Below are 17,348 nucleotides of genomic sequence, written 5' to 3' on the forward strand. Positions count from 1 at the left end.
TAAACAACGATTGTATATGGATGAGCAAAGCCCGGGAAAAGCGACATTACAAGAACAGGTAGAGGAACACGAGTCCACCGTACAACAAAAGTATGGCACATTTGGCGGGGTATTTGTCCCAACCTTACTTACTATCCTGGGTGTTATCTTATTTTTGCGTCAAGGCTGGGTAATTGGGAATGCGGGTCTTTTAGGCGGGTGGTTAATTATTACGCTGGCCTTTGTTATTGTGACATTTACTGCGCTTTCCATGTCATGTATTACCACTAATATTCGCATAAAAGCCGGTGGTGCCTATTCCATTATTTCACAATCTCTTGGATTGGAGGTCGGCGGCAGCGTTGGGGTGCCTCTCTATCTTGCGCAGACGTTTGCTATCACCATGTACATCTTTGGTTTCAGGGAGGGTTGGCTGTATATCTTTCCCGGCCACTATGCAATTGTGGTTGACATCGTCGTGTTTGGATTGCTGTTTATGGTCGCTTTCCTAAGTGCCAAGCTGGCATTTCGTATTCAATATATCATTCTGGCGGTCATTGTTGGTGCGTTGGTATCGATTGGTGCCACGGTGTTTACGGGCGCGATGGAGCAAAGTATTCAGTGGTGGGGTAATTTCCCGGGGGCGCCCGAAAATGATTTTGAGGGCGTTAGTTTTTGGGTCGTGTTTGCGGTGCTTTTTCCGGCGGCCACGGGCATCATGGCGGGAGCCAACATGTCGGGTGAGCTCAAAAATCCGAAGAAAAGTATTCCCTTGGGCACCCTTTCGGCTATTGCAATAAGTTATCTGATTTATATGGCTTCAGGATATTGGATGGCCAGAGTAGCACCGGTTGATGAGTTGATAAACAACTACAATGTGATGATTGATTATGCGCTATGGTCGCCGGCCGTGCTGGGTGGTTTGCTGGGAGCAACGTTTTCATCGGCATTAGCCTCTATCGTAGGTGCCCCGCGTATCTTGCAGGCGCTGGGCGATCATAAAATTTTCCCCGGCGGAGATATGTTTTCGGAACTTGCTGAAAATGGGGAGCCACGTAACGCCATCTTGCTAACCGGCGGACTCGTTTTAGCAACGTTACTGCTTCGGGATTTAAATACCATTGCCCCGCTTATCACCATGTTCTTCTTGATCACCTATATGATGATTAACCTAGTAGTATTTATTGAGCAGCGAATGGATATGATCAGCTTTAGACCTACCTTTAAGATTCCCAAATTTGTGCCCTTTTTAGGGACAGTGGGATGTTTGTTTACGATGTTTATCATCAATTCTACCTTTGGTCTTATTGCGCTGGGATTTGTCATTGTCACCTATCTGTATCTGTCAAACAGGAAGTTAAAAGTACCTTACGGTGATATGCGAAGTGGCCTTTTTGTCTCGCTTGCCGAATGGGCAGCTAAAAGAGTATCCTCCTTACCCGAAGATAATGAGCGTGCATGGAAAGCCAATCTGCTGGTTCCGGTCAGAAGTGCCCGGGAGCTGCGCGGTAATTTTAGTCTTATCAGGAATTTGGTTTATCCCAAGGGATCGGTAAAGCTGGTGGGTATGTCCGAAGCAAAAAATGACGGCAATTTCAGGGATTCGCTGATGGATTTTGCGCTTTCATTCAACCGCGAGAATATTTACGCCCGCTGGAGTGTAATCGATTCGGATAATTTTAAAGAAGCGGTGTTGAATTCACTGCAAACATTGCAGGGCACCTTTTTTAAGCCCAATATCTTATTTTTGAGATTACCTGCTCACAAACGATACGACGAAGAAATTCTGTCGATCATTAACCAGGCCCGCCTCAATAAAATGGGGATACAGCTGTATGTTGAAGATACTATTGCCCAGCTTGGACGAAGCGCTTCGGTGAATGTGTGGATCCATGAGCAGAGTCCCGACTGGGATCTGAGCATGGAGCTTGGTAATGTGGATCTGGCTTTGCTGACAGCCTATAAATTAAAAGTAAATTGGAATGCTCAGATGCGCGTAATTACCGTTGTTGAAGAGTCCGAGGTGGAAGAAGCTTACCGCTACCTTGAAAATCTGCTTGATGTAGCCCGCTTGCCGGATGCCGTTCCCCATGTTGAGATCGGATCATTCAAAGAAGCCATGCAAAGTGCTCCTCAAGCTGACCTGAGTCTGATGGGGCTGCCGGAAGATCCTAACCTCGAAGACTTGCGATCTTTTGTAGATAAAACACAGTCGGCCTGTGTGTTTGTAGCCGATTCTGGCAATGAGAATATCCTGGCCTGAGTTATCCGAACCCAACCTTCAATTTGGGATCACCAAATGTTAGTCGCGCATGAGCTTTTTGTACTGCACACGTTCGGGATGATACTTGGAGCCCAGTCGTTTTTCGCGATTTTCTTCGTACTCTGAGTAATTACCCTCAAACCAATACACCTGGCTGTTGCCTTCAAAGGCCAGCATGTGCGTGGCGATACGATCCAGGAACCAGCGGTCGTGAGAAATAACAACGGCACAGCCTGCAAAATCGAGCAGGGCTTCTTCCAACGCACGAAGGGTATGCACGTCCAGATCATTAGTCGGCTCATCTAAGAGTAATACATTGGATTCCTGTTTTAACATTTTTGCGAGGTGCACGCGGTTGCGCTCTCCGCCGGAAATCTCGCTGCATCGTTTTTGTTGATCACTACCGCTAAAGTTAAACCGAGCGGTATAAGCACGCGAATTGATATCGCGATTGCCGAGCTTAACCGTATCTTTTCCGCCGGAAATTTCTTCCCAGATGGTTTTATCGGGATCCAATGGACGTTTTTGATTCACATACCCCAGTTCCACACTTTCACCAATTTCGATGCTGCCGCTGTCCGGTTCTTCTTCGCCGGTAATCATTTTGAAAAGCGTCGATTTTCCGGCTCCATTGGGACCGATCACGCCCACAATACCACCGGGAGGCAGACTAAAGTTCATCTCTTCAATCAGCAGGCGATCGCCATAGCCCTTGGATACATCATGGGCTTCAATCACCTTGTCGCCCAGCCGCGGACCGGCGGGGATAAAAATCTCCATATCCTCGCGCTGCTTTCGGCGTTCTTCTGAAAGCAATTCCTCGTAATGGTTGATACGGGATTTGCTTTTGGATCGCCGCCCTTTGGGATTTTGCTGTATCCACTCCAGCTCTTTCTGCAGCGTTTTTTGTCGCTTTGACTCCTGTTTCTCTTCTTGCTCCAGACGTTTCTTTTTCTGATCCAGCCACGAGCTGTAGTTCCCTTCGAACGGAATGCCTTCGCCGCGATCGAGCTCCAGAATCCATCCCGCTACATTATCCAGGAAATAGCGGTCGTGCGTTACGGCAATCACCGTTCCCTCATAGCGATCAAGATGCTGCTCGAGCCAGGCCACCGATTCGGCATCGAGGTGGTTCGTCGGTTCATCCAGCAGTAGCACATCCGGCTTTTTCAGCAGCAGGCGGCAAAGGGCCACCCGTCGGGCTTCACCGCCTGAAAGCACTTCCACCGAGGTATCGCCGGGCGGGGTACGCAGGGCATCCATCGCTTGTTCCAGTTTACTATCCAGATCCCAGGCACCCAAGTGTTCGATCTTTTCTTGCAGTTTTTCCTGCTTATCGATGAGTTTTTCAAAGTCGGCATCCGGTTCGCCAAAAGCCGCGTTGATCTCTTCATATTCCGCCAGCAGGTCGATCTGCTCCTGCACGCCTTCTTCCACAATCTCCTTGACCGTTTTATCGGGATCGAGCTTGGGCTCTTGAGGAAGCATTCCAAAGGTAATACCCTTGTTGCGTGATATTTTGCCCTGGTATTCTTCATCGTTACCGGCAATGATGTTCAGTAGGGTACTTTTGCCGGAACCGTTATTGCCGAGCACCCCGATTTTAGCACTATGAAAAAACGAAAGATAAATATCTTTGAGTACGTAATTGTTGGGCTTGTATACTTTGCTGACGCCCTCCATCGAAAAAATAACTTTTTGATCGCTCACGCTATTGAAACTTTTAGATTGGGATGGATTGATTTTGATTCGTGAATATAAGGATAAAGTTGGGGCGCTCCATAGCTAAAAATCTTTAAAAAAAATGCGGGCAAATTTTCATTACGAGCGGTAGCCATTGGTGGGAAAAGCCGGACGCGATACATGTGACATTCTTTATCCCAAAAACATCTTTGTGTAACACTGGCGCAGAAGATTCGTAGCCGGATTGTGTGATTGAAAAATCTAAATACTGCTTTAGGGCAGGAGTTTTAAATAGCATTCTAATACAATTTTTTTGACGGTTACTTATGGGAGCTGCCAAAAAGATCGCATCGAGATTTAAACTGAATCTTACCTTTAAAAATGCCCTGGCATTTGCCTCTTTGGTGCTGGTATTACACGAACTGCACGAAATTGCGCATACCGCTGTGGGGCGTATTATTTGTGGATGCTGGGGCGAACGCAACTTTAATAGTTGGGGGCTTTGTTGCGAAGGTGATTTAACAATTTTAGCCTCTATAGCAGGTCCTCTTTTTACCTATCTGATAATTTATCTTGGATACTACCTGTTGAGCAATCGTTATGATAATTCGTACGGCATAAAGTCTCTGGGTTTTGCATTGGTATTCGGTAGCCTGCCTTTTGGTCGCCTGTTTACGGCCCTAATAGGCAAGGGAGATGAACTGTTTGAGCTGAAGTTTTTCTTTGGTGATTATTTGAGCGAAACGGTTCTGTGGGTGATGGCCATACTGCTGGTTACTGCTATTTTATTTGCACCACTGTATCGCAGTTGGCAAAGCTTGCATCCTGATAAGCGATGGCGGGTATTTGTTGGATTTTTATTGCTCCCGTTCGTTATTGATATCCTTGTGGTAATCATCGGGATGAATCAGGTATATCAGGCCGGGGTATTAGACCAGGTTGGTCTGATGGGGTCCCCTGTAATTGTAAATCTCTGGACGCTGCTCTGGGTGGCTGTACTGGCTGTAAGCTGGAAAGAGCTGAAAACAATATTAGTTCCCGGCGGTGAAGGGGAAACGGATACCCATTGAGACTGGTGTGAATCGTGGAAAAGTAGTCATGGGATCTTAAAAGACCATTGGTAAGCATAGATTAATTTCGCAGCCGTTCCGTTAATCCTTTTAGAAAGTAGCGTAGAATCTGGTCGCCGCATTCGCGGTAATTCTCGTGTCCCTTGCGGCGGAACAGGGCGCTCATCTCGTGCTTTGATATGGAAAACCCGCCCCGCTCCAGGATATCATGCATATCGTTTTCGCGAAGCTTAAAAGCTACACGCATCTTTTTAAGAACCATATTATTGGTAACCGGCGTTTTGATAGGCCGTGGGGTATGTTTTTTACTTTTGCCGCGTTTGTAATAGATCAGGCCATCTAAAAAATGGGCCATAAGCACATGGTTTGTGTCTTGCCCCTTTTCATCTTCAGGTAAGTGCTGGCTTTTGAAGATGGAAGCGACTTCGCCGCGCTCAGGTTTGTATCCCCGAAGTTTAAGGATATGTGCTATTTCATTATCATTGATATCCAGCATGTGGCGGATACTTTGTATGATATCGTCGTTACGCATAAGACGGTAGGAGGTCAAGGTGGAAATTGGCCATAAAATTCTCTGCCTAAAGGTACGGTTTTGAGCAGGATTTTCTAACTGATATGGGATAGTAATAAGAATATGTTACTACCAGTCATTTTTAATTCATCTGGAATTTTGGTAGATATTAGCAAACCATTACTAAACGATTAGAAATCATGAGAAAAATTATTTCAGCGGCGTTGTTAGTGGGCGGACTTCTATTATTGTATTTCGGATACCAGGAATACCAGTCTTTTCAGTCAGAGGTGGACCAACTATTTGGTGGATCGGGTTCCGATAAAGCCATCTGGATGATGGTGGGCGGCGGCGCGGCAACGGTCGGCGGATTGATGGGGTTGTTGAGGGATAAAATGACGTAAGTTAGTGGAGGGGTCTGTCTCTTTTACCTTTATAGAATGGATACGTCTATTTTTTGTCACCAAAAAATAGACGAAAAAAGCGCTGGTGGGAATTGTAGATATTGATCTTTAGATATTCGCAAGTATATTTTTGCTCTAACCCATTTAATGCTTTTGCGGTCTTCTTTCCCGCAATTCCCCCAGACCCCCTGAGTGATATAACCCGGAGAACATTTCAGAAAAATTTCTTTTCTAGGGAAAGAATAATACAATGAGGGAGTAGGAAAACCGTATTGCAGGAAAGCAGTAAATTCCTGATTATACTTTTATAAACTATTTGTATAAGCATCCTAAAATCGGAACGCCTTATGCGACTCTTCTGGAAAATAGTACTCCTTGCGGCCCTGCCCATCGGCGGGTACTGGCTCTGCAAAAAATGGGAGCGGCCGACGGAAACGGAAGAACAACCCAAACCGACGGCAGAAGACCATACGACCTCGCAACCCTCTCCCGGGAGCGGTGCCGAAGCGAAGCAAGGCGGGATGGGTTCAACTGCACAACTCATTGAGGAGTTGAGCAACATTGACGGGGTGACCAGCCGCGTGGCCGAAAACCTGGTGGAGATGGGGATCAAAAGCAAGGAAGCCCTGATGGAGCTCACCGAAGAGGAACTCCGAGCCGTTAAAGGTATCGGACCCAAACGGGCAGCGAAGATTCTCAAACTATAACAGCTTTTAAGCTTTTTTCTTGTCTTCATTTTTTGTGATGTAAATAGTGGTCTCTCTTTTACCTTGATATATCATGAAGCGGGGAGGATGAAGTCCCTCTTAGAAAAGAGGGATTTAGGGAGATTGATCAAATGATGAAGATTTTAGCTTAGTGTAAGGGGCGAACTTTTAAATGCTACATAAGATTGCAAGTTGTCTCTTACGAGCAGTGTATTGCTATAGGTTATTGTGCAATTCTGTTCCTATGTCGGTACCAAAGGAGGGTTGTTCCATTTTTTCAACGACGAAAAAACGAAACTCAAAAAAGTCGCCGTCTGAGAATTTCGTAATCGGCTTCAGCCGTCAGTAGGCGTGTTTTTTGATGGTCTGTTGACTGTTGAAGCATTTATGAAGGAATGAACCGGTACAAAAAACACGATCGCCGACTTTGGCCTCAGCCAAAAAATTCTTATGCCGGAGTTGAAAACTATGAAATAGGCATATAGAAATTCTCTTTTTGTTATGTCCCGAGCATTCATGAGGAAGGATGTATGGTATTAATTGTTCATAACCGATTATCGTTGATTCAGTTTGTGTAGTGTCCCTTTTACCGTACTCCGAGAATTTGGGATTTTAATACTACCAATCTCAAGGATTTAAAAACTTGAGGGGGTTCGGGGGAATCGCGGGAAAGAAATTTTTAAAAAAAACTTACGCAGAATAGCTATCCTTTGAATGTGAGTTTAATTAGATCAAAATATACGATTCCCACCGACACTTGTGTGTGTTCGTTTTTTGGTGGTAAAAAATGAACATCCAAAGAAGTCAGAGACTTGCACAGAAACTAAAGAGAAATTAATCATTCCCGTTTAAACTTATTACACTTACCGACCTTGGTGCCTTAGTGGTAGTCAGTATGTTCCGGCTGATCAAAAACCTGTTTCCCAAGCTCGCGTTCTTTTTTAATTAGAAAAGAACCTTGACCTTTTTGGCGATAAAAGCGGAAGGCCCGACCGATAACATAAAAGAGAAGAAAAACAATAAGGGTCGCTAGAATGGTTGTAACCGGCTGTTCGGTAACATTTTGATAAACGGCCTGTCCATAGGCCACGCCTTCGTTAAGTAATTCCATCAGCCGACTTATCGCATCTCCACCGTAACGCTCGTTAAATGCTGAGGCGGTAAGGGTGTTATAATCCTGAACTACGGTGCCGATATAGGTAAGCCTGTCAGGCCATTCAGCAATTTGATGCACCACATTTCCAATCGAGCCGAAGCCCGTTCCCATTTTGCTGAAAAAAGAACCGCCGGCTCCCAGCACAATCATGCTGATGACCCCTGCAGCGAGCTTAAACAAATATTCCAGTAGGAATAACACGGGCTTAGCGACAAGGGTCAGTAAACGGGATACATTCATAGGGTTACTTGCTAAGGTTCAAAGGGTATTATACTCTGACAAAACAGTATATAATAGAATACTGTCAATTAGAAGGGATAATTGGGATTGGTGGCTCGTTATTGCTGTCCCTGTTTTAGATTTGCCAGAGAGTAATGATTTTGGGAGTGGGTAGAATTATTTTCTGTGTTGGTTTTATTGTGAGACATGAGCAAGACCAATTTTCTTGAAGACAGAGGATAAGTATTCAACATTTGTATTCTTTTCTTAAATAGCTCACCTTTGAGAGTAAAATTCCTGAAAATAAATTCATAAGAATGGATTCATTAATTGAGCTTTGTAAAAAGACATACAATTCAGAACATTGGTCGGAGTTGTCAGAAAAAGCATTTGAGGAACTATTTGGATCGAATGGTGGTCGTTATCCCCTGAGTGCGCAAAAAGATATTCAGTTTCGTACCCCAGCAGCAAAAGTTCCTTTTTCTGCAATAATCCATGAGTCAAATCCAACAAGTGGAGGATACAGCGGGATGAGCTTTGTGATTTTTCCCGTTGAAGAGGGACCCACTATGGTCGCCATGGGAGTGGGAACACAGGGGTTAAGTCCAGACGAAAATATTATTGGCAAGCCCGGCCATTCCCGAAAAATGAATGCTATTGTCCGCTGGTTAAATGAGCAATATTCCGGAAATGAACCTATTGCTTGGGCTAAAAAAGATGCAGTACGTACCGATATCACTGTGCCTCAAAACGTGACCAATGCTCACCCCGAGTATAAAAGCATATTTGATCGATATGGAAAAGAAATTTATGGATTCTGCATCGCTAAGGATGAAGTAGCAGAAAAAGCAATAAAAGCCTTTTTAGATTTCAATTTTGAGGAGCGTGGCTATACTCCTCTTAGTGTTGCTGAAGATGAGTTCAAAGAGATTAAAAGCAGTTATTTTTCCTATCTGATGCCAACAGTAACAAAGCAAAAGGTTGGCAATCTTTTAAAGCAGCGTAAATACGTAGTACTTCAAGGTCCGCCGGGTACAGGAAAAACTCGATTGGCGAATAAGTTATTGGAAGAAGATTATGATAATCAGGGTAGGACCATTCAATTTCATCCGAATATCACTTATGAAAATTTTATTGGGGGTCTTTTTCCTATATCTACAGGAACAGAGTTAGGATTGAATTTTGCTGTCAGTCGCGGACACCTATTGGATGCCGTTGAACAAGCATACCAAACTGAAGAAAATGTACTATTGGTTATTGATGAGATTAACCGGGCAGATTTGGCTAAAGTGTTAGGGGAAGCTATTTATGGCCTGGAACCCTATGAAGACCGAACTATTCAGCTGTCCTATGATTTTGGAGGGGAGATTGGTCAGGAGTTAGCCTTTCCTGATAACCTACATATTCTTGGCACAATGAATACAGCAGATCGTAGTATTGCCATTTTGGATGTAGCTATTCGTCGTCGGTTTGCTTTCCTGAACATGTGGCCACAGGTAGAAGTCGTGGAAGATAAAGGAAATGGGATGACAAAAGAGGCCTATCAGAAATTACTATCGATCTTTATTAATTATGCTTCCGAGGATTCTTTTGACCTCATGCCTGGACATTCCTACTTCATTGCTCACGAAGATGTTGACGCCGCTAGTCAAATGCAGACGAACTTGATTCCATTATTGAAAGAATATTTGGCACAGGGATATGTTGCTAATTTTGCAGATGCCATTCATGCCTATATTCAGGAGATTGAACAACTTTAAGGATTAACTGCTATGGCTAAAAAGCAAACAGCCGATGAATGGGCCAAGGGTATACAGGCCAACCATTCGGATGTATTAGAGCTTCACGATAATCAGACTGCTTATTTGGGCACTGAATTTTTGTCGAAACATGTAGATGCTCGGAATACAGACAAAGTGACGGCTAAGCTAGGCCAGCAGTTTTTAAATTTCAATAGGGATACGCTAAATAAGCTCGATCTGGTTCCTGAGATTTATTATTCCGGGGATAGTCTGAAGCTAAAATTAAAATCGCATACCTGTGTCGGAGCGATTCCTTTACTTTCACCAATCACGCACAAGTATGAATACAGTCTAATAATAAGACCTCGCTTTGGCTGGCAGGGTATTGGGCCTATTTTATCTACTACAGGATGGAAGATTCTTCCAAATATCCTGAATCTGCCTCAGCTAAAAATATCCGAACGTCGCGTCCCACCATGGGTATTATCGAGCGTAATTTTGGGACGATTGAAAGAATTAATCAAGCAGCTTGATCGCCGCTTTGAAATGGACGAGTTACACCGAACGAAACCTAAGGGAAAAGTAGATTGGGCGAACTATGCACAGAAACAGGTTCCAAAAGGAAAGTTTCTGAACTTCAAATGCCGATATCCGGAATTACAGGAAAATCGAGAACTTAAGTCCGTCGTCCATTTTGCATTAAAGAAGCAGCGACAGAGTTTAGCAACCCAGCGAGATTCCGGCGTTCATGTATTACAGCTCATCGATTTGTGTAATCAGCTTATCCAAAAAGTAGCTGACTGTCCGGCCCGGCAACCGAATAATCTCCAAATCGATTATTTGCAATCGTCTTTACTACAGGGCGAAGCTATTCAGCGGGGATTACAAGCAATTGTTTGGACTACTGAGAACAAAGGTTTGGCGGGTCTGGGAGATTTAAGCGGTTTGCCGTGGAAAATGAATATGGAAGAGCTGTTTGAATCCTACGTCGAATCGGTAATAGAAAAAATCGTACAGCAAACAGGTGGTACGTTGAAAAGTGGTCGCAATAGAGAAACGGTAGTGCCTATTTCTTGGGATCCGCCCTTTCTTGGTTCACAAAGTTCATTGGTGCCAGACCTTGTGGTAGAAAAAGAGGGTGTTGTCCACATCATAGATGCCAAATACAAAGATCATTGGGAGGATCTAAATACCGAAAGCTGGTATAATATCGGGGATACTATCAGGGAGCGGCACCGAAATGATTTACTTCAAATTTTGGCGTATGCTTCTCTTCCCGAAGATAAAGAAATTCGCTGTTCACTTATGTATCCCTGTAAAAAGACAACATGGAAATCATTGATAGAGCGGGATCGCCATGTGCATACTGCAGAAATAAGTCGAGGAAATCGAAATATTCAGCTTAACCTTACTGCTATTCCTTTTTCTATGGAAGATAGTGAAGTTAAGATATTGCAAGAGTTATTTTAAACTATCGTAATGACCGAGCAAGAAATTCTAAATACTTTTCAGTCCCTTTCGATCTGGCGTAGTGGTGATCGTCGGGCTCCCCATAAGCCGCTGCTCCTTTTGTTGGCGATTGGTTATCTGCAGAATGAAGATCAGCGATTGTTATCTTACAAGCAGGTTGATATCAAATTTGAAGAATTGCTGACTGAGTTTGGTACGCCGCGAAACTCCTCGGGTACGCAGTATCCATTTTGGAGGTTACGCAAGGATGATATCTGGGAAGTCGAAAGGGCCAGTGAGTTGAGGGTCAATGCCAGTGGAGATGTAAGGAAAACCGAACTGCGCGATAAAGAGATCCGGGCTGGTCTTAAGCCGGAGGTTTATGAGTTTTTGAAGGAACATCCATCTGTGGTCAACAAGGTTTGCTCAGATTTACTGGATGCGCACTTCCCCGATACTATTCACAAAGATATTATCCAGGAAACAGGCATTTCGCTCGAGGAGCAGGTTATAAGTCGAAATAAGCGCGATCCGAAGTTCAGGCATAATGTATTGCAGGCTTATGAGCATCGCTGTGCGGTATGTGATTTTGATGTACGGATGGGAGCAAAGACGCTCTGCATAGAAGCAGCTCATATCAAATGGCATAGTCATGGTGGTCCAGATGAAATTACCAACGGCATTGCCCTGTGTACTCTCCATCATAAACTGTTCGATTTGGGAGCTTTTACCCTCGGTGAAGACCGGCAGTTCCTCGTATCCGAAAAAGTAGTGGGTACCGACGGCTTTGACCTTTGGCTGGGACGGTTTCATGGTGAGGAGGTCAGTCGTCCCGTGCGGGCCGTTTACGAGCCCGAGGTAGATTATATCGCTTGGAATCACGAGCAGGTATTCAAAAGTCCCGGACGGGTCTTTTAATGATCGACTATCTATTGCGTGCCTATCACCCTGTTTGCCTCTTTCCCTTGTTGGTTGTATCGTATCAGATTAAATGTCATCAAACTGATAGCTATAGTTATGTCGGAAATAACAACTATTGAGGGAGTACTGGATGAGCTCGATGATATCATCGAAACTACCGTAGGGGAAGGCAGTCCGTTGGGTATTTTTGCTTTTGTATATCGCAGAACCACGGTCAAGATAGCGGAGGGGATAGCGCAAGGACAGTTCGAAGATGTCCGGCGAATGGAGCGCTTTGATATCAATTTTGCCAAGAAATATATTCGCGCCTTTTGGGGCTACCGGCACGACCAACCGGTATCGTTGGTATGGAAGATTGCTTTCGATGCGGCAACGGATCTCGGCGGTCAAAAGCCGGTTATCTTACAGCATCTTTTGCTGGGTATGAATGCACATATCAACCTGGATCTGGGCATTGCGGCGGCCGAGACGGTTCCGGACGGACAGATACAGCCCCTTAAAAAGGATTTTATGACGGTGAATACGCTGCTGGAGGAACTGATTGATGAAATGCAGGGGCGCATTTCACGGGCCTCACCGCTGCTGTTTCTGATTGACTGGATAGGCAAGCAAAGCGATGAAGCTGTTGTGAATTTCAACATCAGGAGGGCGCGCGACTTCGCTTGGAATGCCGCGGTTACTCTGGCGCACGCTGATGAGGAGGAAAAGGAACATATTATTCGCGAGATGGATCAACACATAGCGAAGGTTGCCAAGAAAGTGGTTGATCCCCCGGGAATTCTGTTACCGCAAGTTCTTAAGCTTATACGAACGTTGGAGGAGAAGAAAATCCCCGCAATAATTGATAAGCTTAAATAATTTATTTGGGAGTGAATGTGAACCTACAGAGAGCGTACAAAAGCTTTAATTTAGGTTCTATTGAGTATCTCTTTTACCTTAGGGTCCAGTCGACGTCGGTGCGAACCCGCCCAGTAAATCTGTCCGCAGTCGGCGCATTGGGAAAAATCCTCAAAATGCTGTTTGGTAAGGGGTTCAAGCTGTTCGATGATTGTTTCTTTGGATACGGAATGCAGTACCCCATTGCAGTTGGGACATCTTGAAAAGGGATGGATCTTATCGAGAAGATCAAAACGGAGACCTACTTCACGGAACTGTTCGGCGGGATTATCCGATCGCGGAAGGTAACCGTATTCCACTACGTTATGCATTAGCAGCTTATGATCCCGTGAGAGCAGGGCCCGTTGTTCGCCTAACATTTGGCTGATGATTTCTTCATCTGTTTGCTCTCGAATATAGGCCGTATCGAAACCGGCCATTCGCAGGTAACGAGCCAGCTTGCCTAAATTGGTATCGACCAGGAAGCGATTGTGGGGTAGCGTGGGTTTTTGCAGGTGCTCACTTGGGGGTATTTCAACCCGGTTTAAAAAGGGGTAGACGCTAATGCGTTGATCTTCCCGGATGAGGTAAGAGAAGTCGACCGGGCGGTCGTCAGCCAGGATCAGATCCACTTCGGTGTGGGGCACGCCGCATCCTTCGATGAGGTCTTTGACAGAAGTAGGACCCGGCAGTTGACGCTGTACTATGGGACCCGTAAATCCGCCAAAAAGGAGATCGTTTAAATCACCATAAAAGCGGAGGGTAATCCGGATCATGTGGTTACTAATATATCTCAACGTTAATAAGGAGCATCCGAAAATGTAAAGGTAAGGAAATTTGAAATGAATTGAAGAATACTATTATTGACAATATGAAGCTTGGGAATTTATTCCCCTATATTAACTACCCACCACGCCTCGAAGGTCTCGGCACCGCTACGTCGCTAAAGCTATGAAGCGTCGGTGACCCTCCCGCGGAGGGGTGGTTCCGACGAATGTCGGAAGCAGGGTGTGTGCTTAAGACCAACCCTTTAAATACGACAATCCCGCCGAATCGATGCTGTACCCCGCAGGGAGAGGATTTTAAACGGTCTTTCTATTAGCGCGGGAATTCATTTCCGCGCATTATGTTAATTAGAAAATGTTCTCCGCAACCACGGCTACAATTACAATATAAATGGTGTTCCAAGGATAAATTTACTCCCGACTGCCCATCGCTTCGCCGGTCATATCGCGGGTCGTGGCCAAATAGGATGTAGAATTATCGATGAGCGACATATAGTCTTCCATCAGCTTCATAGCCTTGTCCATACCGCCCTCCTGCTCAGCCATTTGGGCCATCCACTTGGCATCATCGGGCGACGTCTCCCAGTTCATATCTTCGATGCCTTTCATCGTCCAAACCATCAGCATGTCCCATTCACCAGAGCGCAGCCGCATAATTTGCGGACCGGGCATATCTGACTCCATCTCCATTCCGGCTTTCATGAAATTATTGTTGATGATCTTCGCGGCCGAATCAGCCATACCGGGTTTAAATTTCACCATCACCACTTGGTGCCAGGTATGTCCCTCCATTTTTTTGGCCTGCGGCATATCTTGAGCAACAGCATCGAAAGTAATGGCGAGTGAAAAACATGCGCACAGGATAAAAGCGAATAGTGATCTCATAACAGTTCCCCTTTATTATTAGATATAAATATATTGAAAACAAGTAGTTACAGAATAATAATGAGGTGAGATCGAAAAAATAGGGGAATCCCTGCGACAGCCATCAGGGATATCAGTATACGGAGATGGTTGTAAAATCAGGATTGACCTCAAAAGTGTATACCGATTGGTCTTCTGATGTTATGCGGATGGAAACCGATCGGCTATCTGCTTCAATGCCTACCGGTTCGAACGGCAGCCCGACGAGATTGATTTTTACCGTATCATATGCCGGAACAAAAGTGCCTTCTCGATCGGCTGTCAGCGTTACGGTTTTTTTCTGGGGATTCGATTCAAATCGAAATGTGCTCAAACGGTAGTTGCCCTCGTTGTGAGTAAACCCTTTTCCCTGATCCTCATACAGATAGCTTTCGCTTTCTTGCTCTCCGTAGTATACATTCAGCTCCAGCAGCTCGGGATCGCTTTCGCAAGTATATTGCATCACTTCGCGAAGGGGGAGCACTGTGCCGGCCTTGATGAAAAATGGAATATCAGAAATGGGTGCTTTAACGGTGTGGGTTTTCCCGCCTTCGAGAAGCTTGGTTGTGCGATAGTCGAACCATTTGCCCGGGGGGAGGTAGGTTTTTCTGCCGCGGGCACCTTTTTTGATAACAGGCGCAACCAGAATCTTATCCCCAAACAAAAAGGTATCGTTCGAATATATGGTCTTGGCATCGTCTTGGTTGTGGAAGGCTGCAGGACGTAATATCGGGGTGCCGTGCTCTACGTATTGGCGAAATGCGGTGTAAAGGTAATGCAGCAGGCGGTAGCGAAGTTCGATAACCGAGCGGTTGATGTCGGTATGTTTTTGGCCGAACGTCCAGGGTTCCTGATCGGCATCGGATTGCAGTTTTTTCTGTTTTTGCTGGTCTTCTTTAACGACATCGGCGCCTTCTTCTTCGTAGCCCATGGTGTGGTTGCGAAATAACGGATGGAAAACCCCCAGCTGCAGCCATCGGGTAAAGAGTTCGGCGCTGGGTTGCTCGACAAAGCCGCCGATATCGGTGCCCACAAAGGAATAGCCGGAGATGCTGAGCCGCACGCACTGCTCGAGGGCGTGACGGAGGTGCTCCCAGTTGGCGATATTGTCACCGGTCCACAGGGCGGCGTAGCGTTGTCCGCCCGAAAAGTTGGCGCGGGTTAACAGAAAGGGGCGCTTATCTTTGTTATGTTTTTTGATGCCTTCGTACGAAGCGCGGGCCATCTGCATGCCATAAATGTTATGGGCTTTCTTGTGACTGGCCGGTTGTCCGTCAAAATGGTGGCGGATATTATCGGGAAAGGTTTTCGCTTTGACCTCAAAGACGGCGGGTTCGTTCATGTCGTTCCATACGCCGCTGACGCCTTTGTCGGTCAGCAGATCTTTATAGAGGTTGCCCCACCATTGACGCACTTTGGGGTTCGTATAGTCGGGGAATACGGTTTTGGGCGGCCAAACGGGTCCGATCATGAGCTCACCATCAGGGCGTTTGCAAAAATAGTCATTTTCCAACCCCTGCTGGTATATTTCATAATTCTTATCAATTTTGATGCCCGGATCGATCATGACAATGGTTTCGAAGCCATTTACTTTAAGATCGCTGATTAATTTCCTCGGATCCGGGAAGCGATCCTTATTCCAGGTGAACACGCGGTAGTCGTCCATGTAGTCGATATCAAGGTAGATGGCATCACAGGGAATCTCCTTTTCGCGGAAGGATTGGGCCAGCTCCCGGACCCGCTCTTCGGGATAGTAGCTCCACCGGCACTGGTGGTAGCCGAGTCCCCAGAGGGGCGGCAGCTCGGGCGTGCCGGTAAGCTTGGCATAGCGTTCAGAAACGGAGGTGAGCTGCGGACCATAGATAAAGTAGTAGTTCATGCATCCGCCTTCGGCCGAAAAGGTGCAGGTCTTGTTATTTTTTGAATCAAAATCGAAATGGGAGCGGTAGGTGTTATCCAGGAAAATTCCGTAGGCGTTGCCATCGCTATTAAGTGCTTGATAAAAAGGGATACTCCGGTAGAGCGGATCGCGATGCTCATCCAGCTCATAAGCGTAGGCATCGGTATTCCAGTTTTCAAATGATTGTCCGCGCAAAGTACCGTTGTCTGTAATTTTATCACCCAGTCCAAAGTATTGGGTTTCATCGGGTGCTTCCTTGGTGACTTTTACTTCGGTAACGCCCTGCATGATGCTGTCTTTGCGACGGAACGGTTTGGCATCTTCACAGAGTAGGGTACCATCGATATCCAGAAAGCTAACCTTCATATCCTTCTGAGATATTCGACAAAGGAGCTTCTCAGTAGCTATTTCGATGTATTTTTCTGTTTCGCGTACCGCAAATTCAGGATTATCGGGATGAAAGTCTGGCGCAATAGCGTAGGAAAAATCAGAGGGGCGATCACCTTCAAGTACGTACTTCAGCTTGATGATTTCATCAGTAAGGACGGTAATATGCAGCTTAATATCATTTTCGGAGCAGACCAGAACGTGTTGCCCTTGGGTCTGATGCTCGGCAATGGCCTCGGGCCGACGCCGGTATCTGACGTCATTTTTTCGCTGATCACTTTCTTCGGACTGCTTCTGTTTCGCTTCGGGATCGGTTTTGGCCATGGTGTAATGCTGAAATTCACAAAGGACTCCCGAAAATATAAAAACATGGCATTAATACAACGCAGGATT

The 17,348-nt window shown here is 45.6% G+C and carries 14 protein-coding genes; 8 read left to right on the forward strand and 6 right to left on the reverse strand.

Annotation, left to right across the window (positions count from 1 at the left end):
* Window positions 1–16: 16 nt before the first annotated feature.
* Window positions 17–2,242, forward strand: a complete 2,226-nt coding sequence (locus tag ACT3IB_RS06010; RefSeq protein WP_491538099.1) for an amino acid permease — start codon at window positions 17–19, stop codon at window positions 2,240–2,242.
* 39 nt (window positions 2,243–2,281) lie between these two features.
* On the opposite strand, the gene ettA is transcribed toward ACT3IB_RS06010, so the two are convergent.
* A complete protein-coding gene (ettA, locus tag ACT3IB_RS06015; protein ID WP_491538100.1) occupies window positions 2,282–3,952 on the reverse strand; it encodes an energy-dependent translational throttle protein EttA in 1,671 nt (556 codons plus the stop codon).
* 299 nt (window positions 3,953–4,251) lie between these two features.
* Between ettA and ACT3IB_RS06020 the strand changes: the two genes are divergently transcribed.
* Entirely contained in the window at window positions 4,252–4,995 is a 744-nt protein-coding gene (locus ACT3IB_RS06020) for a hypothetical protein (protein WP_491538101.1), read from the forward strand.
* A 61-nt stretch (window positions 4,996–5,056) separates the two neighbouring features.
* On the opposite strand, the gene ACT3IB_RS06025 is transcribed toward ACT3IB_RS06020, so the two are convergent.
* The gene (locus ACT3IB_RS06025) at window positions 5,057–5,527 is read right to left on the reverse strand and encodes a YehS family protein (protein WP_491538102.1); all 471 of its coding nucleotides are present in this window, start codon (window positions 5,525–5,527) and stop codon (window positions 5,057–5,059) included.
* A 179-nt stretch (window positions 5,528–5,706) separates the two neighbouring features.
* Here ACT3IB_RS06025 and ACT3IB_RS06030 point away from each other — a divergent pair, with 179 nt between their 5' ends.
* Both ACT3IB_RS06030 and ACT3IB_RS06035 read left to right on the forward strand, forming a co-directional pair.
* A complete protein-coding gene (locus ACT3IB_RS06030) occupies window positions 5,707–5,910 on the forward strand; it encodes a DUF3185 family protein (protein ID WP_491538103.1) in 204 nt (67 codons plus the stop codon).
* 347 nt (window positions 5,911–6,257) lie between these two features.
* Entirely contained in the window at window positions 6,258–6,617 is a 360-nt protein-coding gene (locus ACT3IB_RS06035; protein ID WP_491538104.1) for a helix-hairpin-helix domain-containing protein, read from the forward strand.
* A gap of 880 nt (window positions 6,618–7,497) precedes the next feature.
* Here ACT3IB_RS06035 and ACT3IB_RS06040 read toward each other — a convergent pair.
* Window positions 7,498–8,013, reverse strand: coding sequence for a hypothetical protein (locus ACT3IB_RS06040; protein ID WP_491538105.1), 516 nt, complete (start codon window positions 8,011–8,013; stop codon window positions 7,498–7,500).
* Window positions 8,014–8,309: 296 nt separating this feature from the next.
* On the opposite strand from ACT3IB_RS06040, the gene ACT3IB_RS06045 reads away from it, so the two are divergent.
* The 4 genes from ACT3IB_RS06045 (at window position 8,310) to ACT3IB_RS06060 (ending at window position 12,962) form a co-directional block, all read left to right on the forward strand.
* On the forward strand, window positions 8,310–9,752 hold the full coding sequence (locus ACT3IB_RS06045) for an McrB family protein (protein ID WP_491538106.1): 1,443 nt from the start codon (window positions 8,310–8,312) through the stop codon (window positions 9,750–9,752).
* Window positions 9,753–9,764: 12 nt separating this feature from the next.
* Window positions 9,765–11,204 (forward strand): 5-methylcytosine restriction system specificity protein McrC, encoded by a 1,440-nt coding sequence (locus tag ACT3IB_RS06050; protein ID WP_491538107.1) that lies wholly within the window; start codon window positions 9,765–9,767, stop codon window positions 11,202–11,204.
* A 9-nt stretch (window positions 11,205–11,213) separates the two neighbouring features.
* On the forward strand, window positions 11,214–12,101 hold the full coding sequence (locus ACT3IB_RS06055; protein WP_491538108.1) for a phosphorothioated DNA-binding restriction endonuclease: 888 nt from the start codon (window positions 11,214–11,216) through the stop codon (window positions 12,099–12,101).
* A 99-nt stretch (window positions 12,102–12,200) separates the two neighbouring features.
* A complete protein-coding gene (locus ACT3IB_RS06060; RefSeq protein ID WP_491538109.1) occupies window positions 12,201–12,962 on the forward strand; it encodes a DUF5995 family protein in 762 nt (253 codons plus the stop codon).
* A 50-nt stretch (window positions 12,963–13,012) separates the two neighbouring features.
* Here the strand turns inward: ACT3IB_RS06060 and ACT3IB_RS06065 are convergent, their stop codons facing one another.
* The 3 genes from ACT3IB_RS06065 to ACT3IB_RS06075 all read right to left on the reverse strand — a co-directional run bounded on the left by ACT3IB_RS06065 (window position 13,013) and on the right by ACT3IB_RS06075 (window position 17,279).
* Entirely contained in the window at window positions 13,013–13,756 is a 744-nt protein-coding gene (locus ACT3IB_RS06065) for a Mut7-C RNAse domain-containing protein (protein ID WP_491538110.1), read from the reverse strand.
* 420 nt (window positions 13,757–14,176) lie between these two features.
* The gene (locus tag ACT3IB_RS06070) at window positions 14,177–14,650 is read right to left on the reverse strand and encodes a hypothetical protein (RefSeq protein ID WP_491538111.1); all 474 of its coding nucleotides are present in this window, start codon (window positions 14,648–14,650) and stop codon (window positions 14,177–14,179) included.
* A 112-nt stretch (window positions 14,651–14,762) separates the two neighbouring features.
* Window positions 14,763–17,279: a glycoside hydrolase family 31 protein gene (locus ACT3IB_RS06075; RefSeq protein ID WP_491538112.1), complete on the reverse strand. Its 2,517-nt coding sequence runs from the start codon at window positions 17,277–17,279 to the stop codon at window positions 14,763–14,765.
* Between the last annotated feature and the right edge of the window lie 69 nt (window positions 17,280–17,348).

Source organism: Fodinibius sp. GM21 (assembly GCF_058386955.1).